Here is a 23304-nt window from a genome sequence, read left to right on the forward strand (position 1 = left end):
CAGTGTCCAGCAACCAGTGACCGGTGGCCGGTGCGTCTTTGCCTCGCGAGGACGCTTGTCGTTCTGTCGCTGGCGTTCACACTGACAGGATGCGCCGCGGAGAACGCGCGCCCGCAGTTCGAGGGCGAGAAGGCGTTTGCGATGCTCAAGAGGCAGTGCGACTTCGGCCCGCGCCCGCCCGGTACGGCGGAGCACGTCAAGACGCGGGACTTCCTCCTCGGCGAGTTGAAGAAGCACTCCGACCGCGTCGCTCTCCAGAGCTTCAACCACGCGCATTCCACGTCGGGCGAGAAGCTCGACATGTGGAACGTCATCGCCTCGTTCGGGCCGACCGAGGGCAGGGAGATACTGCTCTGCGCACATTGGGATACACGTCCGACGGCGGACGAGGAACTCGACGCCGAGAAGCGTAGACAGCCGATCATCGGGGCGAACGACGGCGCGTCGGGGGTGGCCGTCCTGCTCGAACTGGCGCGCATGTTCAAACTTCAGCCGCCGAAGGTCCCCGTGACGATCGTGCTCTTCGACGGCGAGGACTACGGACCGACGGGTGACGACATGTACCTCGGCGCGAAGTACTTCGCCTCGAAGCTCGAAAAGCCCGAGAACGTCCGATACTGCATCCTTCTCGACATGGTCGGGGACAAGGACCTCAACATATACCGCGAACGCCATTCCAACGGGTCTGCGCCCGAAATCGTCGCCAAGGTGTGGAGGGCGGCCAGGAAACTCGGATACGGGAAGTTCTTCATAGACGAGCCGAAGTACGCGATCACCGACGACCATATCCCGTTGATCAAACGCGGCATCCCCTGCATTGATGTTATTGACTTCGATTACGCCTACTGGCACACTCACGAGGACACTGTAAACAGGTGCAGCGCAGAGTCACTTCGGATCGTCGGAGAGACGGTGGCAGAGGTGGTGTACTCAGAGCAAGCATCCCCGCGCGACTAGCGTTCGATGAGGATCGCGCGGGCGGGCGCACCGTCCAGCCCCTTGACCTTGATCGGCAGGCAGACAAGGAAGTACTGCCCTGGGGCTACCTCCCGCAGATCGAGACCTTCGACCGCGATCACCCCGGATCCGAGCAGCCTCAGATGCGTGGGGTGGTTACCCGAGCGGAATCGGTCCACCGATAGATAGTCAACCCCAACGAGCCGGACTCCTCTTTCCACCAGCCACGAAGCCGCGCCGGGATGTAGATACACGAAGTTCTCGTGGAACTCCTTCTGCCCCCACAGAAGGGAGTTAGCTGTCTTGATGAGTACGCGAGTGCACCGATTCGGCAGAGCGCACGACTCCAGGTCCGCGACCGTAATCACCTCCGGCGAATCCACCTCGCATACGACGCAGTCGCCGACGAGCACATCGAGCGGGAGTTCGTCAACCTTCGAACCGCCCTCGACGAAGTGGAACGGCGCGTCAACGTGAGTGCCTGCGTGCGAGCAGAGTCTCAGCAGCGAGACGTTCGCACCGTCGCCGCGGGCGATACGGCTGATCGGCTCGATCTCAACACGCGGATCGTTTCCATAGGTGACCATGTCCTCGGAGATCGTGAGCGATATGTCTCGGACCGTCATCCGGATACCCCCGATCGGCGGCGGTCGCGAATCGCATTGACGAGCGCCGCAATGGAGATGCCGAGCGCTGCATAGGCGAACCAGTCGCCGTGACGCGTATAGAACGTGGTGCCGTCCAGAGCTCTGACTTCGGCAGAGACCGTGCCTTTTTCCCATATCGGCACCTCCCCCACCACTCTGCCCCTCGGATCGAGTATGCAGGAGACACCGGTCGCAGCAGCCCTGAGCAGGTATCGGCGGTTCTCGACCGCGCGGAGCACCGACATCCGGGCGTGCTGCTCGGCGGCGGCCGACCGGAGGAACCATGCGTCGTTTGTGATGACGCAGAGCAATTCCGCTCCTGATAGCGCCAGGGTCCGCGAGATGTACGGGAAGGTTGACTCGAAGCAGATCGCCACGCCTATCCGGCACGGCCCTCCGTAGAGCAGGTTGAACCCGCGGCCGGGAGTCAGGTCAACCGGCGTCACCCGATAGTTGTCCAGCAGGGGCAGTGTATCACGCCACGGAACGAACTCGCCGAACGGCACGAGCCTCACCTTCGCGTATCGCGAGACCATTCCGTCTTCCGGAACCGTCAGGAACGCGGAGTTGAATATCCGACCGCGCAGGTCCTCGTCCCGGCCGCCGACTACCAGCGAAGCGTTCACCTCTGCGGACAGGGACGCCAGCCAGCCCTGCAGATACGGCTCACTGCCAGGGAATCCGGGCACGGCGGTCTCAGGCCAGACGATCAATTCCGCGCTCTTCGAGGCAGCATCGCGTGTCATCCTGCGGTAGGTAGTAAGGCATTTATCGTAGTAGTCGAGGTCCTCATCCGTGTCCTGGTCAATGTTGCCCTGGACGACGGCCGCGCGGATCGGCTCTCCATTCACTGGAGTGTTGAGCGAGAGCAGGCCGTAGCCGATCACGATGGCCGCGATGAGCGCCGTCACGCCCGCCTGGGCATACCACCCCCCGAGACTGCGATTCTCGTCCCACTCGGAAAATGCATTCGCGAGGGCGGAGTTCACGAGGGCCACGATGTATGAGACCCCCCACACCCCGGTGGCCGCCGCAAACTGGATGACCGGAAGCGCGGGCGCCTGGGAGTAGCCGACATCGCCCCATGTGAAGGCGAGCAGACCCTGCGCACGCAGCCACTCAAAGGCGACCCAGAGCGCCGGCAGGACAAGGAACCTAACCCACCCACTCACCCGCCCGGTGAAGATGCTCGCGCACAGAGCAAAACCGGCGATGTACAGGGACTGGAAGATCACGAGCAGCGTCCACGGGAGCCCACCAAATATACGAATCCACCACAGAAGGCTGCCGAAGAACCCCAGCCCGAACAGGAAGCCGCAGAGCGCCGAGAAGGCAGGCTCTCTATTCACTGCGACATAGAAGAGCGGTACGAGGGCCACCCACGCCATCGTGTGTAATCCCGCCCCAGGGAAGGCGAGTGACAGCGCGATACCTGACACTAACGAGAGGAGAAGCGTGACGATCATATTCGGCTCACACGGCACGCGTAATGCGCGAAAGTTCGAACACCTCGTGCATTATAGCCGTCTCGCCGCCCGACACGCAACTTGAACCCAGGCGCGCGTTCTGCTAACATAGCGGCATGAAGTTCGGCGCCGTGAGAGCCCTATGCGTCGGAGCGTTGACTGCCCTCGCGTTCTCGGGATGCGCGCGGACTCCGGAAGGGTCTGTGATCATCCCGGTACGCGCGTTCACGGTCACCCTGACGACGGCGGCGGCTGTGAACGACGACTTCTACTACTACACCGTGATTGACACCGACGGCGGAGGCGCGGGCCCGCTCCCCGTGTTCCCCGGGGTGATCCCCGGTCAGGGATGGGTGACCGGCTCCGCAACCCATTTCGTTGAGTACCACCGGGGCCAATTCACGCTGTGCAAGTTCCTCGATCTCGAACAGTTCCAGTACGTCAGAATCGGGACTCCGATCAACGCGAGCGCCTCGGGCCAGACGATCACTTTCACGATTGACCTCAACGACCTCGAGGCCAACGGTGAGTCCATAGACCTGAACTTCATCACAATGGACTATCCGCTCGCCCAGCGCCGGAGTATTGACGCGCTGATAGCAGGGAGCGCTTCGACGCTCAATCTGCTCATCACCTCGGACAGCGACCCCGACAACGACAGCTTCGGATCGCTCGAGCAGCCCGACGATCTCTTGAACGAGAACGGCTCGCCGGTCGCAACCTCAGAAATCACGAGGCCGCTCGACATGATAGGCTGGCGCATCAGGATAGACATCTAGCAGTTCGCGGATAGATGTCGCAGGCATAGAGGCCGCGGCTAGTAGTAATACTCGCCCATGCCGGTGTCGAAGGTCTGGCCGTATTGGCCGATCCCGAAGCGGTCGTCGGCCTGAAACGCCTTCAGTCGCAGGTCGAGCATGATCCCCCTGTCCTTCCGGAAGCCGGTCTCGTCGGTGAAGACCAGAGAAGCCTCCCAGCAGTGCAGATCCCTCGTTATACGAAAGGCGGTGTAATCGAAGTCGTCGGAGTATCCGTTCCAGCTTACGATGGCGTCGGCGCTCCACTTGCTGCCGATCTTAAGCGCCAGCCTGCCTCTCAGAGCGTCGAAACCTCCTTGAGGAAGGTTGTACCTCGATCCTACATCTACCGAGAACCTGTCCGGATTCGCGTACCTGATCCTGCTGATGAGGGTGCGCCAACCACCGGCATTCAGGTCATATCCGGTCGAGAGGGAACCGCCGAACCTCGCGCTTGGCGTAGCGGTCAGGCGGAGTGTAAGGTCCTGCCACGGCCGCGAGTCGCGTTCCAGATCATACCCCGTGGACACACTCCACCTGAGCCTCTGCTGATCCTGGTAGTCCCACACCCCGCGCAGGTAGTTGTACCTGCCCGAGTAGTCGAAACGGAACGGAGTGTACCCGGACGGGCGCTGATAGCTGTGAGTGATGCGCGAGGTCGTGAACTCGTTGTATCGAGTGGTGAGAAGCGCGCGGGTGCGGATCACATGCTGAGCCATGTCCGACTCGTATACCGTCTGCCTGAACCCCGCAGCCATGCTGAGGTCGGTCTTTTCTCCGATCGGGAAGACCTTGTTCATCAGGTCGGCCTGAAGCATGAAACGGCCGTGATCCTCGCCCGAGGGCCGCTCGTAGTACCTGCCGTACGCGAACTTGAGCCTGAGCGGGAGATCGAGCGGCGGATTGTCCATCAGCCGATAGGTGTCGGTCTCGAGGGTCAGTTCGGGCATGCGGTCGAGGCTGCTGTAGAAGTCGTCGCCGGTGTAGTCGCTTCCGTCGAGATCGTGCCGCTTGGTAATGAGGAGCGTCGAATCGAAACTAGCGCCGCGGTTGCTGAACTCCAGCTCGGTCTCCAGTTCCCTGTCGGTCCCGTCGAAATAGGAGGACCGGTACGACCTCATGTCCATCGAGATGCGCCCGCTGAAATCCGGCGTGAACTCCTGAGTGTGCCTGAGCGACGCGAGGCCCGTGGTGGTGTCCCCCAGCCCGCTCACGACGTTGCTCTGATACGAAAGCGCCGTCGAGCCGGTCCCTACCGTTCTGTTCAGGGCGACCCGATAGTTCCTGTAGGTGCTGGAAGGATAGTAGAGATAGCTGTTGGAGCGGTAGTCGCCGCTCAGGCTGACGTTCACATCGCCGACCTGCTGGCGATGCTGGACGCTGCCGGAGAAGTTGTTCGCTCCGAGTTCCTGATCGCGCAGGAAGTAGACGTTGAACAGGCCCGATGCTCCGCTCCAACTGTAGGTCTGATCCGCGCCGACCCCGATACCCCGCCTCGACATCAGGTCGAGCTTCAGGAACCCCTGTACGCGCTCGGTCGCAGCGTAGGCATAGGAGGTCTTCAGGAACATCCCCTCCTCGGCGCTCGAGCCGAGCTGCGGCAGGATGCTGCTCTTCATCCCCCTGATCGGGATAACGAAGGATCCGATGCTGAAGAGTTCCCGGTCCATGACCATGAAGGAGACCCCGCGAGCGACTATCCGGCTGTCCGGATATATCTCGAGCGTCCTAGCGGCAATACAGTAGTGAGGATGCTCCCGGTCGCAGGTGGTGAAGCTACCCGATCGAATCCTGAGGTTCGTCTCGTCGCCACTCAGTTCCTCACTTCGGATGAAGGCGCGGGCATCCGGGCTACCGGAGAAGGTTTGAGGCCCGAGCTGAGCGGCGGCCGATTCCAGCGACCAGTCCTTCGTCTTCAGATCGAGGACGAGCCTGGCGCCGGAGACCGTATGCGTCTGCATCGCGAGGCTTACGTTTCCCTCGAAGACGGCGATGTTCGTACCGAGGTCGGCGGAGGCGGAGTCTGCAGAGACCTTGTAGCCCTCGTAAATCGCGGTGACATTGCCTCGCGCGACCACCGTATCATCGGTGTGCCAGCGTACGTAGTCGGCGCTCAGGGTGATCGCGCGCTCGGCGGCGGAGAGGGCGGCCGATACGACGAACAGAACCGTTATGCAGGCGAGTTTTCCGAACAGCGAAGATCTCACTCTTCCCGCCAGATGAGGTAGATGCCGATCAGGCCGAAGATGATATTCTGCGACCAGCCGGCGACTAGCGGCGGCACCATTCCGCCCAGCCCGAGCGCCTTGCCGAGCCAAATGTTGTTCTGATAGAGAAACATGACGATGATGCCTAGCAGTATGCCGGAGTAGCTTCCGCTGCGCGCGAACCGCAGGCCGAGCGGAGCGGCGCACAATGCGAAGACAAGGCATGACAGCGGCACCGACACCTTGAAGTGCCAGTTGACTTTCATGTCTCTAACCTCGCGGCCTACGTCGCCGAAGGCGGTGATCTGCTGTTTCAACTCGCCCAGGCTCATTTCCTCGGCCGTTCGCTGAGTCTCCCACAGTTCCTGCGAGACGCGGCGGAGGTTGAGCTTCATCGAAGGGAACGCCATCTCGTACTCCATAAGGCCGTCCTTGCCGAGCTTGTGCATCACGCCCTCGCGCAACGTCCAGAGGTTCTTGTCGTTCGAAGCCTCCTTGGCCGTGATGAGCGCCGGGAAGCCTTCAGCAGTAGAGGGCTGGTAGATCATCACCTCTCGCAGCACGATCTTGTCCGTGGATGCACGCTCGACCCGGCCGACGTAGAACCAGTAGCCCTCGGATTCGAAGAACACCCTCTCCTGGATGGCCGGAATCGCCTGTATGCCGTATATCTGGCGGACGGTCCGCTGTGACTGGCGATTCGCCCACGGGGTCACCGTCTCACCTATCCAGAGGGCGAGCACGCTGCACAGCAGGCCGACGACGAAGATCGGCAGGAATATGCGCCGGAGCGGAGTGCCGGACATCCGGATGGCGGTGAGTTCGCTGTCGCGGGCGAGCCGGTTTACCGAGAGCGAGGTGGCAAAGAGCACGGCGAGAGGGAGTACCATCCCCATAACCCAGGGAATGCGGTAGGCGATCAACTTCGACGCCAGCCCGAAGGGCACCCCGAGCCTGACCAACTGCTCGATGTTGTCGAATATGACCCGCCCGATCAGGAGAACGACGAACGCAAACATGCTGATCAGGAACGGGGCGATCATCTCTCTCAGGACGTAGACGTCCAGCTTCTTCATGGCTGATGGCGCTCCATGGGCACTTCAAGGCCGGGTGCATTGTAGCACAGGCGGCGACTCAAGCCAAGGGTTCAAGCGGGAAGCGAAATACTGTATAATGGCGCTGTCTGTGCGGGGTGATCCGTCATGCACTCCCCCCGCCCGGCTGCATAGGAGGAAGACGTGCGTTACACGAGGTTGTTCGCGCCGACGCTCAGAGAAGTGCCGGCGGATGTCGAGATGACGAGCCATGCCCTGCTGCTGCGAGCGGGATTCATCAGGCAGGTCGCGGCGGGCGTGTATGAGTTCCTGCCGCTGGGGTGGCGGGTGCTCAACAAGGTCTCGGACATCATCCGCGACGAGATGGACAAGGCCGGCGCTCAGGAGCTTCTCCTGCCCGCGCTCCATCCCCAGGAACTCTGGGCGGAGAGTGGCCGGGACGAGGCGATGCACGACGTCCTGCTCGGCTTCGAGGACAGGAGGGGCACGAAGTACTACCTCGGTCCGACACACGAGGAAGTCATCACCGACCTGGTTCGGCGGAGCGTCCAATCTTACCGCGACCTGCCGCTCAACCTCTACCAGATTCAGATGAAGTTCCGCGATGAGCCTAGACCGAGGGGCGGCCTGGTGCGCGCCCGCGAGTTTCTGATGAAGGACGCCTACTCCTTCGACCGCGACGAGGATGGGCTAGACGCCGAGTACAACAAGATGTACGACGCCTACGTCTCCATCTTCGAGCGGTGCGGACTGCCGGTGACTGCCGTGGACGCGAGCGGCGGCGCGATCGGCGGCAAGGAGACGAAGGAGTTCATGCTGCTCACTGAGTCAGGGGAAGACTCGATCCTGATCTGCCCGGGATGCGGGTATGCGGCGAACTCCGAGATCGCGGATTTTCGGCGAGTCGAATCACAGTCCGACGAGGCGCCGAAGGCGCTGGAGAAGGTCAGCACACCCGGCGCGCACACAGTCGATGAGGTCTGTGCGTTTCTGAACACGAAACCCGATCGTCTGGTCAAGACGTTGATCCTGATGGCTGACGGCAAGCCGGTCGCGGCGTTAGTGCGGGGCGATCACGACCTCAACGAGGGACGGTTTCGCGTGACGATCGGCGCGTCGAGACTCGAGATGGCAACGCCGGAGCAGATACTGGAGGCGACCGGCGGTCCCATCGGATTCAGCGGTCCTGTCGGCCTCGGGATTCCGATTTACGGCGACGAAGAACTTCGCGGGATGCGGAACTACGTCACCGGCGCGAACGAGGGCGACGCGCACCTGGCGAACGTAAACTGGTCGGACGTGAAGCGGGAGATCACTTGGGGCCGGATCCGATATGCGATGGCCGGCGACACGTGCGAGGCCTGCGGAGCCGCTTTCGACGAGAAGCGAGGGATGGAGATGGGCCACATCTTCAAGCTCCGGTACGCGATCTCGGAGCCGCTCAACGCAACCTACACCGACGAGGAGGGCAACGACAGGCTCATCATAATGGGCTGTTACGGCATCGGCGTGAGCCGCATCCTCTCGGCGGTAGCTGAGGTCAGCAACGACGAGAACGGCCTGATCTGGCCGGTCAGCATAGCGCCTTACCAGGTGCAGCTGATCTGCACAAACGTGACAAACGAAGAGCAGGCGGCGCTGGCGGAGAGGGTCTACGCCGATCTGACAGATGCTGGCGTCGAGGTGCTCTACGACGACCGCGAGGACCGGGCGGGCGTGAAGTTCAAGGACGCGGACCTCATCGGAACGCCTATCCAGATCGTCGCCGGCAAGGCGGCGGCGGAGGGACGCGTAGAGATTCGCGACCGGGCTACCCACACGGCGGAGATGATTAGCGCACCGGATGTAGTTGCGAACGTCAGGGCAAGGATGAGTCACCGACCGGCGAGCATCGGAGGGCAGACATAGCATGCGACGACGTCTGCAACTCACTCTGATCGCAACGGCTCTCGCCGCTCAGGGCATATCCGCACTCGGAGGAGACATGACCGGCAATACGGTTGACTGTCTGTTGAACGGTTTGAGAATAAGCCTGGACGCGCGCACCGGGAGCATCGTGCGGCTCGCATACCCCGGAGTCGGCGAAATGCTCAAGTCCGCGCCGGAGCATGCCGCAATCATTGACATGGCCTACCCCGTCAAGGCCTTCGCTCCGCTGAGACTCGCGTCACGCTTTTCATCCGACGCGAAGATTGATGTCACCGACAACACGGTCACGATCTCGTGGTCGGCTCTGGGCGCCAGTCGAAAGGCCTTTCCGGTCGAGGGCAGCGTCTCCGCCGTCGTTACGCTGAGAGCCGATCCGGACGGACGCAGTGTGGTGATGTCGTGCCGGGTGTTGAACTCATCGAAGAACGAGATTCGGCAGGTGTTGTTCCCTGACTTCGCGGGGATTCAGCCGTTCGCCGGAGTGCATCAGACCTACTTCCGCACGTGCGGGTTCAACAGCCTGCCGTTCCGCGATCTCGCGCCGAACGAGGGAACGAGGAGCCTGCAGTACATGCTGGACGCGGCCGCAAACCAGGTGGAATACCAGTCGGGCGGGATGTTCAACCCGATGTGGCTCCGGTGGATGGACCTCGGCGGACTCAAGGGCGGGGTCAGTCTCTTCCCCAGGCGCTGGGGATGGGACCCGCACATCCCGGTCCGCCTGCACCTATCCGAGGACGACGGCTCTCTGCGCTTGCTGGCGAGGCACGATGCGACTATCAAAGAGGGTGAGACCTGGGAGAGCGGCGAGTATGTGCTGACCCCGCACCAGGGCGGATGGGCGAAGGGAATCGAGCCGTACCGCGAGTGGGTCAGACAGCACTACTTCAGGGAGTTCCCGGTCCCGAAGCATGTTAGAGAGGGGCTGGGATTCCGCACGGTCTGGATGTGCGAGCTCTACCCGGAGGATCCCGAAGACGTCATCTTCAAGTGGAGCGACATGCCGAAGGTGGCGAAGGACAGCAGAGAGCACGGCATAGACGAGATGGTCGTCTGGGCATGGACGGACGGTTTCGTGCTTCCTATCCGCCCGCCGTTCAAGCACCTGGGCACTCAGGAGGACATGGCGGCAGCGGTGAAGGAGTGCAAGGCCTTGGGCGTGAATGTCGTGCCGTTCATCAGCGTCGTGCAGGCAAACGCGGAGGAAGCTCCCAAGTACGGGCTGAAGGTTACGGACAACAACGGGTGGACGTATCACACCGAGCTCATCCCGCGCTGGAACCCTCCGTATGCCACCGCTTACGCCTGTGTCGGCATCCCCGTGACGAACGAGTTGTGGCGCAGGGATGTGCTCGCATCGCTGAAAAACCTGACGGACCAGGGCATTCCCTCGGTTGGGTGGGACCAGTTCTGGACTGTGAACAAGGACGCGAACACGCACAGCCTGACGAAAGAGATACGAGCTTACGCCAGCGCAAGGGATCCCGAAGCGACGTTCTGCGGCGAGGAGCTGTGGAACATGGAGCCCGACAGCGCCTATCTGGACTACACCTGGAACTGGGGCGGATACCGGGACTGCCGGGGCTTCACAAATGCGTTCCCGGCTCCGCGGATCAACAGCTGTATCACGGATTCCGCGCTCACTGTGAAGCAGTGCTTCGCGGACAACCTATACCTGAACCTTTCGCCGCGCAAGAAGGGGTCCACGAACGCATCGGGATACATCGGGGACAGCGAGGCGATGAGCAAGGCTCTCAAGCAGTGCGCGGCGCTGAGGAAGAAGTTCCTTCCGTACTTCACAGATGGCGTTCTGATCGGAGAGTGCCTGCTCACCGAACCGTGCCCGCAGGCGTTTGTCTGCTCCTACGTGCTGAAGGACAGGGCGCTTATGATCTTGATCAATCAGGGGGGCAAGCAGAGCATCGGGTTCGACTGCGACCTCACACCGTGGATAGCGTCGGAGTCGCGAGCGTACACCGCCAGATCGTACGACGGCGACGGAGCGCGGATCTCGACGACGGACGTCAAGTCCCAGTGGCACGGTGAGACCCGCATCCTCGAGCCGGAGGAGATGGTCATATATGAGTTCAGAGCGCGCTAGTCAGCAGATTCAGAATGCGCTGACGGCGGAGGCCATCCCGGCAGCCGATGTCATGACAGATGTCATAGCTTCCCATCCGGAGGGGGTAACCGAGTGGAGGCACTCGTAATCGGTGGGACCGGCCATATCGGTACATTCCTGACCCAACAGCTTGCCGACGCGGATTGGAAGGTCACCGTCGTGTCTTCCGGCCGCCGAGCGGTGGACAAGAAGTCGTTTCCTGCGGCGTCCGAGTTCGTGACGCTGCACTACGAGCGCATGCTCGCCGATGGAAGTTTCGCGAACCTCCTCGCCAAACACAGGCCGCATGCCGTCGTTGACATCCTGCAAACCGACGCGCCCGGAGTATACTCCGCATGCAGGGAGGCCGGCGTGTGCCACCTCGTCTTCTGCGGCTCCCTGTGGATGTTCGGGCCTCCGAAAGTGGTGCCGACGCCGGAGGTCCGGCAGACCGAGTGTCGGTTCGAGGGCTACAGAAGACGCTTCGAGCAACTGCAGGAGACCGTGGGAAGATCTGACAAGACGCTCGCCGTCAGCGCGGTGATGCCGCCTAACATCTGCGGACCCGGAAAGATCCCGCTTGACGGGAAGGGCGGACGCTCGATCGAGGTGCATCGAGAGCACCGGCGAGGGCTCGAGGTCTGTCTGCCGTTCCCAGGGACCAATCTGATCGGCCCGTGCGATGTCGAGGACGTTGCCCAGGGCTTCGCGCGCGTCCTGAGCGACCGGGATACATCCGCAGGCGAGGTTTTCAACGTGGGGGCCGCCTACGCGTTGACCGCCGAGCAGTTCGTCAATACCTATGCGGATATCTACGGGGTGCGAATACCCATCAGATATGTTGATCCGGGCGACTTCACCCGCGACGTCCTCCCCGACCTGGGGGCAAACTACCACTTTCTGCAGCATATGTGTCCGGACATTCGGAAGATCATCGCTCACCTTGGATACGCCCCCGCGTACACGCCGGAGGAATCGATGGAGCGGGCCGTGAAGTGGATGTCCGACGCACGGCCCGACCTGATATCGTGACGGGTTATTCAACAAAGACAACAAAGGAGTCCATGGCATGAAAATCGGAGTGAGTTCATACAGTTGGTCGAGATACCTCAGAGAGGGTAAGTTCGACATCTTCGGCGCGATCGAGGCGACCGCCGAGTTGGGATTCGACGGCATCGAGTTCTCCGGCCTGAACGCCCCTGAGGGCACGATCGACCTGATCGGGTTCGCGGGCAAGATCAAGGCCGCGTGCGCCAAAGCCGGTCTGCCGATCATCAGCTACACCATCGGCGCGGATTTCATCAACGCCGAGGGCGGCTGTGACGCTCAGATCGAGAAACTGAAGGGAGAGGTGGATATCGCCGTCGCGCTCGGCGCTCCCCGGATGCGCCACGATGCGACCAGCGGCTTCGGGCCGGAGCGCCTGAGCCTGGGCGATTTTCTGTTGGCGCTCCCGATCCTCGAGAAGGGGTGCCGCGCCGTGACCGAGTACGCGGCGGCCAGGGGCGTCAAGACGATGGTCGAGAATCATGGGCGCTTCGTGCAGGACAGCGAACGGTGCGAACTGCTGATGAAGACCGTCAACCACCCGAACTTCGGCGCACTCTTGGACCTCGGCAACTTCATCTGCGCGGACGACGATCCGGTGCGCGCGACCAGGCGGATGGCCCCATATGCCTTCCACGTCCATGCGAAGGATTTCCACCGCAAGCCGGGATGCGCCGACCCGGGCCAGGGATGGGGGCGCTCACGAGGCGGCGATCTCTATCGGGGCTCGATCATCGGGCACGGGAACGTCGACGTCCCGGCGTGCGTGAAGATCATCAAGGATTCGGGCTACGACGGCTTCCTCTCCATCGAGTTCGAGGGCATGGAAGACAACCGCCTCGCCCTCGAGATCGGTCTGGCGAACCTGAGGAGATACGCTGAGAACGCCTGACGAGGCATGGGGATATGGGAGCAGCATCAAGAGATGGATAGAGCCTCTATCTATGTCCATATCCCCTTCTGCGTGCGGAAGTGCTTGTACTGCGACTTTGCTTCCTATGAGGGCAAGAGGCCACTTTTTGAACCTTATGTGCAGGCACTTCTCTGCGAAACCCGTCTGGCCGCCGAGCGGCATCTTGGTATGCGCATACCCACTATCTACTTCGGCGGAGGTACGCCGAACGTGTGCTCCCCGAACCTGCTTGCTTCCATGCTTGACGAGATCCGGCTCGGCTTCATGGTGGATGCGGATGCGGAGATCTCCTGCGAGGCGAATCCCGGAGTCACCCCTCACCCCCGACCCCTCTCCGCCAAGGCGCGAGGGGAGTTCCCGGGGCTCCGAGAAGCCGGTTTCAATCGCGTCAGCATCGGGGTGCAGTCGCTTCATGACAACGAACTGCAGCGACTGGGACGGGTGCATACAGCGGAGCAGGCGGTCGAGGCGTTCCATGAGGTGCGGGCAGCGGGGTTCGAGAACGTCAGCGTTGATCTGATGTACGGCATTCCGGGCCAGACGCGGGAGTCCTGGCGGGAGACCCTCGGTCAGGTGATCGGCCTCGGGCCGGAGCACGTGTCGCTCTACTCGCTCACGGTCGAGGAGGGCACCCCGTTCCACCGGATGCAGTGCGAGGGACGGCTGGAACTGCCGGGGAACGACATCGAGGCCACCATGTATGAGGATGCGATCGAGATTCTCACCGCCGCCGGGTTTGTCCACTACGAGATCTCCAACTTCGCGAGGCCGGGCTTCGAGTGCCGGCACAACATTACCTACTGGCGGAACGAGCCGTACCTCGGCTTCGGAGCGGCGGCGACCTCTTACATCGGGGGCGCACGGGCCACTAGCGTCGCCGACGCTGAGGAGTACGTCCGCCGGGTAGAGGCCGGGGAGAGCGCGACCGAATCCGAGGAGTGTCTCACCGGTCGGAAGAAGATGGGCGAGACGATGTTCCTCGGTTTGAGGATGATCCAAGGCGTGGACCGCCAGAACGCCAGGTACGCCAGGGCGGAGAGGGCCTTTGCACCGGAGATCCAGAGATTGATGGAGCGGGGGCTACTGGAGAGCGCGGACGGGTTCCTGAGGCTCACGCGCAGGGGGCTCTTCCTGGCGAATGACGCCTTCGCGGAGTTCGTCTGATCCGGGGCAAGACTACTTCGCCTTGCTCTCGTCGTCCCTGCGAAGCACCGTGACCCCATACGGCTCGACCCTCACGCCCTTGATCACCGCGCTCCCGTCGGCATTCCGCAGAACGGTTGCCCCCTCGAAGCCGCTCACACTCAGCTTCTTGACGCTGAGGTCAAAATCGGTACGCTTGCCGAACCGCTCCTTCACGAGGATCATCGAAGAGTCGTCGGCGATGTAGACCCCGACGTTGTCCGGCGCGGAGATCGCGGGCTCTATACCGGCGAGCAGCAGCATTCCCTCGAAGAGAGGAGCGATCGCGTTGTACGGCTCCTGCTCCTTCTCCTTGCCCCAGACAGCATCGTAGGCCATCCCGAGGTAGAAACCGCACGAATACACCGGGTTGCCGTTGATGACATTCCGCACGACGACCGGATTGCCGTCGAGTTCGAGGACGGACTCTACCGGCGGCGTCACTGAGTCAAATAGACCGATCTCGCCGTTGTCCGGGAACTGAAGCGGAAGCGCCTGACCCTTGAACGCCTTGCCGAAGTATCTCGCGAACTGCATCTCGACCGCGCCGGAAGTGGGGATCCGGCGGCTGAACCCAGCCACCCCGGTCAGCCGGACGAAGTTCGGGTAGACCGACTCCGGCGAACACGGGTTGAAATAGGCGTCCTGGTCCTGATAGAGCCCTAGGCAGAGCCCTCGACGGCCCGCGGCGCGCGGATCTGACAGCCAGTCGCCGAGCATCTGCCAGGTGTTAGCACTCAGCATCTGGTTCTGCGCAGGTACGAAGATGAAGCTATACTTGCTCAGGTTGATCTTGCCCGTATCGAATCCGCCCGGGCTGACGTCCGAGTCGGGCAGTATGTCGAAGGGGATGTGCAGTTGGCACAGGATACTCGCCAGGTAACGGACGTTTCCGTAGTCAACGCCGGGGCTCATGCCGAATATCGCGTCTCGGTTCCGGAGGATGAGAACCCTGGCGTTGGGGTTGAATGTGAACGGCACGCCCTCGATCTGCCTCAGGAAGAGGCCGAGCGCACCGAGCGTCTCGAGGTCATAGGCTTCCGGTTGGTCGAAGGTTCGACCGGCGATGAGGTTCCAGTCGTAGCTCTGGAAGAACGCGCCCCCTCCGCCCACTATGTCCGTCAGCCACCAGGGATAGTAGGCGCGGACGCCCTCGCGGCTCTTGCCGCCGCCGCCCTCGCCGCACGCGAACCCCTTGGCGGAGCCGACCGGTATGTACGGCCCGTAGGACGCCACGTTCTGCACGTACTCCCTGCACGAGGCCCAGTGGGGCACGCCGGAGGGATCGAACCCGTGATCGTGCTGGCCGACGCCGATCAAATCCCATCTGAGCCGCGCGCGGTCGAATGAGACGATAGAATGCCAAGACGGCATGAAGTCGAACGGATCGCAGTAGTAGAGGAGGTGATTCGGATCGGCCTCGCGCAGGGAGTCGGCCAGCGAGTTGAGCCGACTGATGATCAGACCCTCCCTCATGCGGCCGAAGTCAATCCACATCGGGTCGCGGACGAGGTTCTGCTGAGATGTCGGCATGTCCGCCAGCGGCGCATACGGCGGGTCAGGCGAATGGTAGTAGTCGAACAGCGGCAGCCGAACGTCCTCGAAGGAAGCCCAGGAGTCGAAAGCGCCCTTGACGAACGGGTACTCCGGCCACATGACCTCCCGCCCTTCAACGGTCCGCTTCGCCCACAGGGAGCGGTCGTCGGTCCTGTAGCCGTATCTCCAGGCGCGCTTCAGGCCGGATATCGTCCCGTAGTCGCGGCGCAGGAATCCCTTGTACCGCTCCAGCATCGCAGGCTCGTCGAGACAGGTATCGAAGAGCAGGTCCTCCTCGCCGACCATGACCGCGATGATGACTGTGCGGTTGCGGTAGTAGCGCATGATCTTCGCGTAGGCGTCCCTGGTCGCATCCCACAGTTCATCGTGGAGCAGGATCTTCCCGCGATACTGGGGTGGAACGACCTCAGGGTGCAGCCCCCAGTAGAACGACGGCTCGACGTTCACGTAGAGACCGTGGGCCTGCGCCCGATCGAGGAAGTAGTCGTAGATCTCGTAGACGTACCTGAAGTACGGCAGCCTGTCGCCGTGCGGCTGTTTCTCGACCTCCTTCCACGTGCCGTCGGTGTTCAGCAACTCACTCCAGTTCCAGAACCTCGGTTGGACGTTGATGTTTGCCGCCTTCATGGCGGTGAAGTCCTTCTCAAGGAGATCGTAATCGTACTCGGGTATGTTGATGATCCACCCGCCGTCCTGCTTCGGCTGGCTGTAGATCGTGAAGAACGGGCGGAAGACCTGCCGGTCGCGCTCTAGGAGGCCGGTCTTCGGACTGAGCTTGACGAACCCCCTGAAGAGTTCCGCGTACTCCGGCGAGAGATACTCGGCCTTGAACTCCGAAAACTGAGGGTGTCGCCCGGGGTCCGTCACTGCGGCCATGTTCAACCTCCGCTCGGTCAACCGCGCCTGCAGGCTCTCCCACGGCTCAGGCAGCACGAAGCCCCACGGGCTCGTGGGATAACCGCCGATGACGCGAACCGGCTGCCAGGAGGAATCGTCGAAGCGAAAGCCGTTCCATCCGTCCGGCGCTTCGGGGATCGAGCGCCAGGTCTCATCCGAGGCGAAGTCGGCGGCAGTGCCATCGTCGAATCGGACGACGACGCGGCAGATGAGGCCCGCCGAACCGCCGGTATCGGAAGTCCTGACCGCGATGACCGAGTTCTCGCGCGCGGTGGGCGGGTTGACCTCGTACCGCTGAGGGGATCGCCAGTCGCTGCCGGAGCCGATCATGCGGCTGTTGACCCACAGCTCATAGGAATCGTCGGCGGTGATAAGGATATCGAACGCCGTGACGGGCTTGTCGAACGTGACGGCCTTGCGGAGATACGCGTTCCCGGAGTCCGGATGCCTGATCCACTTGGCGCCGTCGAAGTCCCTGCCGGGCGATTGGCAGTACGCCTGGCCGCAGACAGCGATCAGGATGAGTGATACGAGCAGCAACCGGGCAGCGAACTTAGAGACCAAGACCATCCTCCGGAGATGCGCCGCGTCACCGGGGGGACGGCGCGTCGTATATACAGTTATACGTCGGGAATCGGACTCCTGCACGTATGGTAGATACCCGGTTTCCGGCAAAGGAGTATGCATGGCAGCCGCCGAAAGTAAGATCGGTATTTGATTGTAGGTTTGCAGAGGTTGTAAGCTCTGAGCCATCGGAGGTTTGCGTGAGAAGGCTTCCCCTGTTCCTGTTCGCGGTCGGTGCCGTGCTGCTGCCCGGCTCGGCGTGGTGCAATCCGGTGCCGGCAGGACCGCTTGATCTGCTGCCAGCAATCACCGTTTTCAATTACACAATCGATCTGTTCTTCATTATCCTGGCTCTACTCATTATCCGCCCGGCGGACAAGGTGCCGCTCTGGAAGGTGCTCAAGATCGCGTTCCTCGCCATGATCGCCGGACTCTGCGCGGATGCCATCGGAGCACTCGCCGCGGGATGGGTTGCTTATTCGGGAACCATCAGAGCTGCGGTCGGCGGCTTGACCGCATACGAGACCGATCTCATCGGGTTCGTGGGCATGGTCGCTTTTCCTGTTCCACTGATACTGGTGGCTAACTACGTCCTGGGACGGATCGGCTTCCGGATGACCCGACGCGAGGCGCTCTGGTACGGGCTGATCATCGGGCTGGCCACCGCACCCATCACGTCCGCCGAACTGACATGGGCCGTGTACAGCGATGCGGGGGCAAGACTCATGGCGACCGCTCTGCTGGTCTTCGGGCTGGGTGACCTGATCCTGCTGCTGGTGCTCAGAAAGGGTAGGCGCGCGGGGCTCCCCGTGAAGCTCACTACCTTTGCATGCGCGCTCGTCCTGGTTGGGATTTCGATACCGATACGCGTGCATCAGGTCCGCACCGAGATCGAGTATCTACCCGAGCAAGCATGCCACTCGCAACTCATGGCAATCCGTAGGGCGCTAGACAACTATGGCCGCGACAATCCGGACGAGTTGCCTGCGAGACTAGGGCTCCTCGTGCCGAAGTACGTGCCGAAGCCGGACCTCCTTCGCTGCCCCGTGCACAAGAGAGGCGAGGATGGGTCGGCGTACATCTACAGCCCACCCGAGGGAGAATCGCTGCTCAGTGAGATAATGAGCGTACACTGTCCGGCCCACGGCCATGAATTCCACGTGTCGGGTGCCGTGAAGCAGAACGGTCGCTAGTTGCTCCGGTACTCGGACTTCCGGTCGGTCCTGCGGGCGAGTTCGCTCGTGTAGTGCAATCCGAGCGTCGCTGAGCGTTCTTTCGCCCATTCCGTGAGTTTTGTCGCGCCGACCGGCGGTGAGTCAACGTACAGCAGATCATCCATCAGCCCCCGGATCTCGTCGCGGGTGATCATCACGTCGCGCACCATCTTGCCGATGAGCCATCCCACGAGATACCCCAGGCTCGGCGGCATGGATGCGATCGTCCGTCTCTTCCCGATGATCTCACCTACTGCCTCGACCAGCCCGCGATACGTGAAGGTCTCGGGGCCGATAGCGTTGATGATGACGTTCTCCGTCCGCCTCCCCTGCTCCACCGCAAGCTGGGCGAGGTCATCGACGTAGATCGGCTGGAGCTTGTACTGCCCGTCGCCGAAGACTCCGAACACCGGCAGCCGGCGCAGGCCCCACGCGATGTTGTTGACGAGTATGTCCTCTTTGCCGAAGAGCACAGTCGGGCGGAGGATGGCGTACGACAGCCCGGTCTCGGCCAGGTCCCGCTCGAGCCGAGCCTTCCCGCTGAAGTACCCGAGTGGCGAGTCCTCCGAAGGGTTGGTGATGCTGATGTGCACGATGCGCTTCACACCGGCGGCCTTCGCGGCGTGGAAGAGCGTCTGCGTGTTGCGAACGGCGTCCGCGTATGTGAAGCCCTGGTGGTTGAACCGCACCCAGTAGGTGTTGTAGAGGACGCTGACCCCACTGAGGGTCTCCGCTAGCTTGTCCGGCTCATCGAAGTGGAAGGGATATGCACTGACGCGGTCGCCGAACGGGTTCTTCCGGTGGATGGAGTTGGTCAACGTGATGACGTTCTCGCCCGCATCGAGTAGCCGGTGAGTGATATACTTCCCGGAGTAACCAAATGCACCGGTGACAGCGTGTACTCTCTTCTGTTTCATCTCTGTGGGGTTCGAGCCATTTACAGCGTCCGTCCTCTCCGGCACAACCAGCGAACCAGAGCTGTTCCGCCCCACAAGGGGACGTTGATGAGCCAGGCCAACTGCACCGCAAGGGCAGCCTTGAAGACCCGGATGATGTATCGGTAGTACAATGGTTTGAGTTCGCGGCCTCTCGCCTCGGATACACTCACGATCTTGACGGTGCTGTCACCCCAGACAGTGACCTGCAATCGCTGCCACCCGCCCTCCAGTTCCCGCATCTTGACCTGCGCCCTGTGAAGCCTGAAACGGTTGCGAACACTATCTTGCGGCTTCTGATCCGGTTGCACGATCTCGATCCGCGACGTGTCCAAGCCATCCGGGATGGCGAATGAGTAATCCGTCACGCCCTTCGTGAAGGCCTGAACTTGAGAATATGACATGGCGGTCGCAACCCATCTTCCTGAGGGTGCGTTCCTGTGCGCCACGAGGATCGGGAAACGATCCTCACTGTCAGCCAGATCGAAGGCGGGGCACAGCAGGGGAGTACCTGCGTAGTAGGTCAGAATAGGTAATCCGACGAAGCTCATCAGGATCGCGACGAGCGGCCATCGGCTGGATGTCAGTATCGTTCTCGTCATCGGTCTATCTCCGTCGAGTCATCGTGCTGAGCCGCGTCATTCACGGTAGTTCTTCCAGTTGATCATCACAGGGATGCCGCCGCGCTCGACCGATTCGAGGGCCCGGAGGATGACGGCGGTCGGGACGGCGGCGATCCGGGCGCTGCAGGCCGGTTCGTCGCCGGTCTCAATGCTTCGGACGAAGTCGTCGAGCAGGGCGAAGTGCCCCTTGTCGGGGATCGGCGGGATGATCGAGTTGTCGCCCTTTGCCAGTGCCTCGCGCTGGGCGGCCTCGGTACGACGATAGAACCCCTCGATGCCGTCCGCCTCGATCTCCGGGTACGGGTCGTTCGGGATCGGGAAGGTCGTCCGGAAGGGCTCGTCCACTACCCCAGCGACTCTCAGTTCCGCGAGGTGGTCTATGATGATCGCCGCGCCGTTGTGATAGACCTCGACCAGTTCCTTCGGGTAGCCGAAGCTTCCATATGCGGTGGCGAAGATGGAGGCGAGCGAGCCGTCCGCGAACTCGATGGCGATGACGTGGGTCTCCACTACGTGCCGACCCTGCCGTCCTTCGATACACTCTCCGCTGCGCTCCGAGCACTCAGGACCGGCGGGTTCGGGACCTGGGATCGAATCCGACAGCCCTGAGTGTGCCGGTGAATGACGGCATGTATCGAAGGGCGTTCTTGTCGCAGGAAGCCGTCCTTCGATACACTCTCCGCTGCGCTCCGAGCACTCAGGACTGGACGGTTGTGGCCCTCGCAGTCCTTCGATGCACGTCCCGGAGGACTCACTCAGGACGGACGGGGTTGGGACACGTCCACCGGTGACGGTGACGCGGATGGGGGCGCTCTCGATGAAGCAGCAGGCGAGATCGGCGAAGTGGGTCATCTCGTTGATCAGCGCGCCGTGAGCGAAGGCCCACTTCTTCCACGACCAGTAGTCGTCGTTGACGCGGATCAGGACCTGGGTCGTCCGCTCGCCGTCCAAGTGCGGGCGGTCGGATCCCTCGCGGTCCCAGCGCCAGGGCGGGGATACCGGGTTCTCGCGGTGCTTGCCAAGGACGCGGACCGCCTCCCGGACGGCGGGCGCCATGCGGCGGTTGTGCCCGACGGTGAACCGGATGCCGGTCTCCTCCACGACGGCGAGGATGCGCTTCATCTCATCGAACGAGTCGGCGAGCGGCTTCTCGACGTAGATGTGCTTCCCGGCGCGGGCGAAGAGCTGGATCAGCGGCAGGCGGACGGTCTGCGTGGTCGAGAGGATCACCGCCTGGACCTGGGGATCGGCGGCGACCTCTGCGGCATCGGCGGTCATCCGCCTGGGATGGAACCGCTCACCAACCACACGCAGGACGCCCTCATCTATATCGCAGCACCACAGGAAATCAAGCTCCGGATGGCGCTCGACATTCGGCAGATGTATCATCTGTGCCATCGCCCCACATCCGACGACGGCGATCCCGATCTTACGCATGGTTCTTCTTCCCAGCGGCCTGACAGGTCGGACTTGTCGGACCGGTCAGACCGAGTGTTCCCGCATGAGGCCTTCTACCAGTTCCTGGCGGCGGCCGTCGGCGAGCCGGGCCTTGACTTCCTTCCAGACCTCGGGGCAGTTGCAGTCCGGCTTTCCGACGGCCCGGCGGATTGCGTGATCTACGGCCTTACGGTTCTCCCTCGTCAGTTCGATGCCCGCGTCGGCGATGATATCCCCCACATGTCGAAGGTAACAGGACACGTCTTCCTCCTATTCAACAACGAGGGCCGTGATCTCCCTCCATAGGGTGCGGACCGCCTCGCGGAGATCGGGCCGGCAGATCACCTGCAGGCGGCGGCTGTAGCGCTCGAACTCCTGTGCGAAGTCCGCCGTGAGGAGGGTGAAACCGAAGGAGTTGAACGGCACGAACCTTCCCCCACTACCGGCCCGGGGGCTGACAAGCACACGCAGATCCCGGAAATCGGCGAGATCGAAGACGCTGGAGAGCCGGGGTATGTCGAGGAGCACCTCAAACCCCGACAGCTCAAACCCTTGAAGATCGTTCAGCAGACGGCAGACCGCTATCTCCTTCTCACGGCGTAGTTCCGGACGGCGGTAGAGATCCTTGACGCGTTCCATCTCGTGCCCGGAGAGTGTGAACTCCTCCTCTCCCGCGGGATGCTCCGGGAACAGAGTGAACCCGCGCTTGTAGAGCTCGCGGGTCCTCAGCCTGGCCATCAGATCGGCCGAGGAGACGGAGCGCGGGTCGGATGGAAGCGACTCAATGAGTACGTCGTCGGAAAGGCGGTAGAACTCCTCCGGATTGACGACGCCTGCGTCAACGGCGTCCTGCACGTATCGCGTCAACATGGCCGAGGCGATCCTGGCGGCGTGGTGCCAGTAGATATGGCGAAACATCATGTACTTCGCGAAAACCAGGCTCTCCAGGGGCGCGATCCCCTTCTCCGTGATGCCGAGGCGGCGCCTCTCGCCGTCGTCGTCGAGGACGAGCGACTCGATCAGGCGGTCGGCGTCTATGCTTCCGTAAGGGACACCGCAGGCCGACGCGTCGCGCATCAGGTAGTCCATCTTGTCAGGGTCCAGGATGCCGCTCAGCATCCGTCCGGGCAACCCGGTACTCGCGGGATCGGAGATTATCCGGGCGACTTGCTCGGGATCGGCGATCTTCCAGTCGTCCTTCAGAATGCCGTAGATGCTGCCGTGAGACCGATCCCCTGCGATGTACTCGACCGCGCGGTCTTCGTGCGAGCGGAACGCGCGACAGACCCCGCCCGACTGATCAACCGCCGGCAGCATATCCACGAGGTGGGCAAACGGGTAGTGTCCGACATCGTGCAGCAGCGCCGAAGCAAGGAAGAGCCGCGCCTCCTCGGGAGCAATCCCCGCCCGATCGGCCGAGCCACAGAGGACAAGGTTGCGAAGCATCAGGCAGGAGAGATGGTACGCGCCTATCGAGTGCTCGAACCTGGTGTGAGAGGCTCCCGGGAACACGTAGGAGACGAACCCGAGCTGCCTTATTCGCTGAAGACGAACGAAGTCGGGGTGTCCGATGATCCGGCGAGCGGGACGGCTCAGCGGAATGTGCCCCCAGATCGGGATTCGCAGATAACCCCCGTCCTGTGAGAATAGAAAGGCAAAACGCTCCAGCGCCCCGGCCGTTTGACACATAGCAATGCTCCGAGGCTGCAGACTGCAGCCCGTACTGCTACATCTTCCACGGATCGAGAAGCTTTTCCTTGTGGGGAGCGGCAGACG

18 protein-coding genes are annotated in these 23304 nt (G+C 62.3%); 8 read left to right on the plus strand and 10 right to left on the minus strand.

Features of this window, described 5'->3' with window-relative positions:
• Window positions 1-30 precede the first annotated feature (30 nt).
• Window positions 31-957, plus strand: a complete 927-nt coding sequence (locus KBC96_04605) for a M28 family peptidase (GenBank protein MBP6963671.1) — start codon at window positions 31-33, stop codon at window positions 955-957.
• Here KBC96_04605 and KBC96_04610 read toward each other — a convergent pair.
• Window positions 954-1583 carry a cyclase family protein gene (locus KBC96_04610; GenBank protein MBP6963672.1) on the minus strand — a complete coding sequence of 210 codons (630 nt, stop codon included), beginning with the start codon at window positions 1581-1583 and terminating at the stop codon, window positions 954-956. The two genes, KBC96_04605 and KBC96_04610, sit on opposite strands and share 4 nt — an antisense overlap.
• On the minus strand, window positions 1580-3070 hold the full coding sequence (gene lnt / locus KBC96_04615) for an apolipoprotein N-acyltransferase (GenBank protein ID MBP6963673.1): 1491 nt from the start codon (window positions 3068-3070) through the stop codon (window positions 1580-1582). The genes KBC96_04610 and lnt overlap by 4 nt, the downstream gene beginning before the upstream one ends.
• Window positions 3071-3273: 203 nt before the next feature.
• On the opposite strand from lnt, the gene KBC96_04620 reads away from it, so the two are divergent.
• Window positions 3274-3849 carry a hypothetical protein gene (locus KBC96_04620; protein MBP6963674.1) on the plus strand — a complete coding sequence of 192 codons (576 nt, stop codon included), beginning with the start codon at window positions 3274-3276 and terminating at the stop codon, window positions 3847-3849.
• Between the two features lie 38 nt (window positions 3850-3887).
• Here the strand turns inward: KBC96_04620 and KBC96_04625 are convergent, their stop codons facing one another.
• A complete protein-coding gene (locus KBC96_04625) occupies window positions 3888-6074 on the minus strand; it encodes an LPS-assembly protein LptD (protein ID MBP6963675.1) in 2187 nt (728 codons plus the stop codon).
• Window positions 6071-7150 (minus strand): LptF/LptG family permease, encoded by a 1080-nt coding sequence (locus KBC96_04630; protein ID MBP6963676.1) that lies wholly within the window; start codon window positions 7148-7150, stop codon window positions 6071-6073. Before KBC96_04630 ends, KBC96_04625 begins: the two co-directional genes overlap by 4 nt.
• 162 nt (window positions 7151-7312) lie before the next feature.
• Between KBC96_04630 and KBC96_04635 the strand changes: the two genes are divergently transcribed.
• The 5 genes from KBC96_04635 to hemW all read left to right on the plus strand — a co-directional run bounded on the left by KBC96_04635 (window position 7313) and on the right by hemW (window position 14283).
• Window positions 7313-9037 carry a proline--tRNA ligase gene (locus tag KBC96_04635; protein ID MBP6963677.1) on the plus strand — a complete coding sequence of 575 codons (1725 nt, stop codon included), beginning with the start codon at window positions 7313-7315 and terminating at the stop codon, window positions 9035-9037.
• Between the two features lies 1 nt (window position 9038).
• Window positions 9039-11159, plus strand: a complete 2121-nt coding sequence (locus tag KBC96_04640; GenBank protein MBP6963678.1) for a hypothetical protein — start codon at window positions 9039-9041, stop codon at window positions 11157-11159.
• 93 nt (window positions 11160-11252) lie between these two features.
• Window positions 11253-12191: an NAD(P)-dependent oxidoreductase gene (locus KBC96_04645; GenBank protein ID MBP6963679.1), complete on the plus strand. Its 939-nt coding sequence runs from the start codon at window positions 11253-11255 to the stop codon at window positions 12189-12191.
• Window positions 12192-12228: 37 nt separating this feature from the next.
• Window positions 12229-13098, plus strand: coding sequence for a sugar phosphate isomerase/epimerase (locus tag KBC96_04650; protein ID MBP6963680.1), 870 nt, complete (start codon window positions 12229-12231; stop codon window positions 13096-13098).
• A gap of 33 nt (window positions 13099-13131) precedes the next feature.
• Window positions 13132-14283 carry a radical SAM family heme chaperone HemW gene (hemW, locus tag KBC96_04655; GenBank protein MBP6963681.1) on the plus strand — a complete coding sequence of 384 codons (1152 nt, stop codon included), beginning with the start codon at window positions 13132-13134 and terminating at the stop codon, window positions 14281-14283.
• Window positions 14284-14295: 12 nt separating this feature from the next.
• Here the strand turns inward: hemW and KBC96_04660 are convergent, their stop codons facing one another.
• Window positions 14296-17319 (minus strand): hypothetical protein, encoded by a 3024-nt coding sequence (locus KBC96_04660; protein MBP6963682.1) that lies wholly within the window; start codon window positions 17317-17319, stop codon window positions 14296-14298.
• Between the two features lie 200 nt (window positions 17320-17519).
• On the opposite strand from KBC96_04660, the gene KBC96_04665 reads away from it, so the two are divergent.
• Window positions 17520-18512 carry a hypothetical protein gene (locus KBC96_04665; GenBank protein MBP6963683.1) on the plus strand — a complete coding sequence of 331 codons (993 nt, stop codon included), beginning with the start codon at window positions 17520-17522 and terminating at the stop codon, window positions 18510-18512.
• Here the strand turns inward: KBC96_04665 and KBC96_04670 are convergent.
• Genes KBC96_04670 through KBC96_04690 form a run of 5 tightly spaced genes read right to left on the minus strand, consistent with a single transcriptional unit; the run spans window position 18509 to window position 23217 of the window.
• On the minus strand, window positions 18509-19450 hold the full coding sequence (locus KBC96_04670) for an NAD(P)H-binding protein (protein MBP6963684.1): 942 nt from the start codon (window positions 19448-19450) through the stop codon (window positions 18509-18511). The genes KBC96_04665 and KBC96_04670 overlap by 4 nt on opposite strands.
• A gap of 20 nt (window positions 19451-19470) precedes the next feature.
• Complete coding sequence (locus KBC96_04675; GenBank protein ID MBP6963685.1) at window positions 19471-20070, minus strand: hypothetical protein; 600 nt, start codon at window positions 20068-20070, stop codon at window positions 19471-19473.
• A 36-nt stretch (window positions 20071-20106) separates the two neighbouring features.
• Window positions 20107-21528: a Gfo/Idh/MocA family oxidoreductase gene (locus KBC96_04680; protein MBP6963686.1), complete on the minus strand. Its 1422-nt coding sequence runs from the start codon at window positions 21526-21528 to the stop codon at window positions 20107-20109.
• A gap of 45 nt (window positions 21529-21573) precedes the next feature.
• Window positions 21574-21789, minus strand: coding sequence for a hypothetical protein (locus KBC96_04685; protein MBP6963687.1), 216 nt, complete (start codon window positions 21787-21789; stop codon window positions 21574-21576).
• A 9-nt stretch (window positions 21790-21798) separates the two neighbouring features.
• Window positions 21799-23217 (minus strand): HD domain-containing protein, encoded by a 1419-nt coding sequence (locus KBC96_04690; GenBank protein MBP6963688.1) that lies wholly within the window; start codon window positions 23215-23217, stop codon window positions 21799-21801.
• Window positions 23218-23304: the final 87 nt, after the last annotated feature.

It is taken from the genome of Armatimonadota bacterium, assembly GCA_017993055.1.
Classification (GTDB): Bacteria; Armatimonadota; UBA5829; order DTJY01; family DTJY01; genus JAGONM01.

Bases quoted from the DNA above. Each gene is read 5' to 3' on its own strand.
- KBC96_04610 (MBP6963672.1), bottom strand. From the start codon at position 1,583: ATGACGGTCCGAGACATATCGCTCACGATCTCCGAGGACATGGTCACC.
- lnt (MBP6963673.1), bottom strand. From the start codon at position 3,070: ATGATCGTCACGCTTCTCCTCTCGTTAGTGTCAGGTATCGCGCTGTCA.
- KBC96_04630 (MBP6963676.1), bottom strand. From the start codon at position 7,150: ATGAAGAAGCTGGACGTCTACGTCCTGAGAGAGATGATCGCCCCGTTC.
- KBC96_04640 (MBP6963678.1), top strand. From the start codon at position 9,039: ATGCGACGACGTCTGCAACTCACTCTGATCGCAACGGCTCTCGCCGCT.
- KBC96_04650 (MBP6963680.1), top strand. From the start codon at position 12,229: ATGAAAATCGGAGTGAGTTCATACAGTTGGTCGAGATACCTCAGAGAG.
- hemW (MBP6963681.1), top strand. From the start codon at position 13,132: ATGGATAGAGCCTCTATCTATGTCCATATCCCCTTCTGCGTGCGGAAG.
- KBC96_04670 (MBP6963684.1), bottom strand. From the start codon at position 19,450: ATGAAACAGAAGAGAGTACACGCTGTCACCGGTGCATTTGGTTACTCC.
- KBC96_04675 (MBP6963685.1), bottom strand. From the start codon at position 20,070: ATGACGAGAACGATACTGACATCCAGCCGATGGCCGCTCGTCGCGATC.
- KBC96_04680 (MBP6963686.1), bottom strand. From the start codon at position 21,528: ATGCGTAAGATCGGGATCGCCGTCGTCGGATGTGGGGCGATGGCACAG.
- KBC96_04690 (MBP6963688.1), bottom strand. From the start codon at position 23,217: ATGTGTCAAACGGCCGGGGCGCTGGAGCGTTTTGCCTTTCTATTCTCA.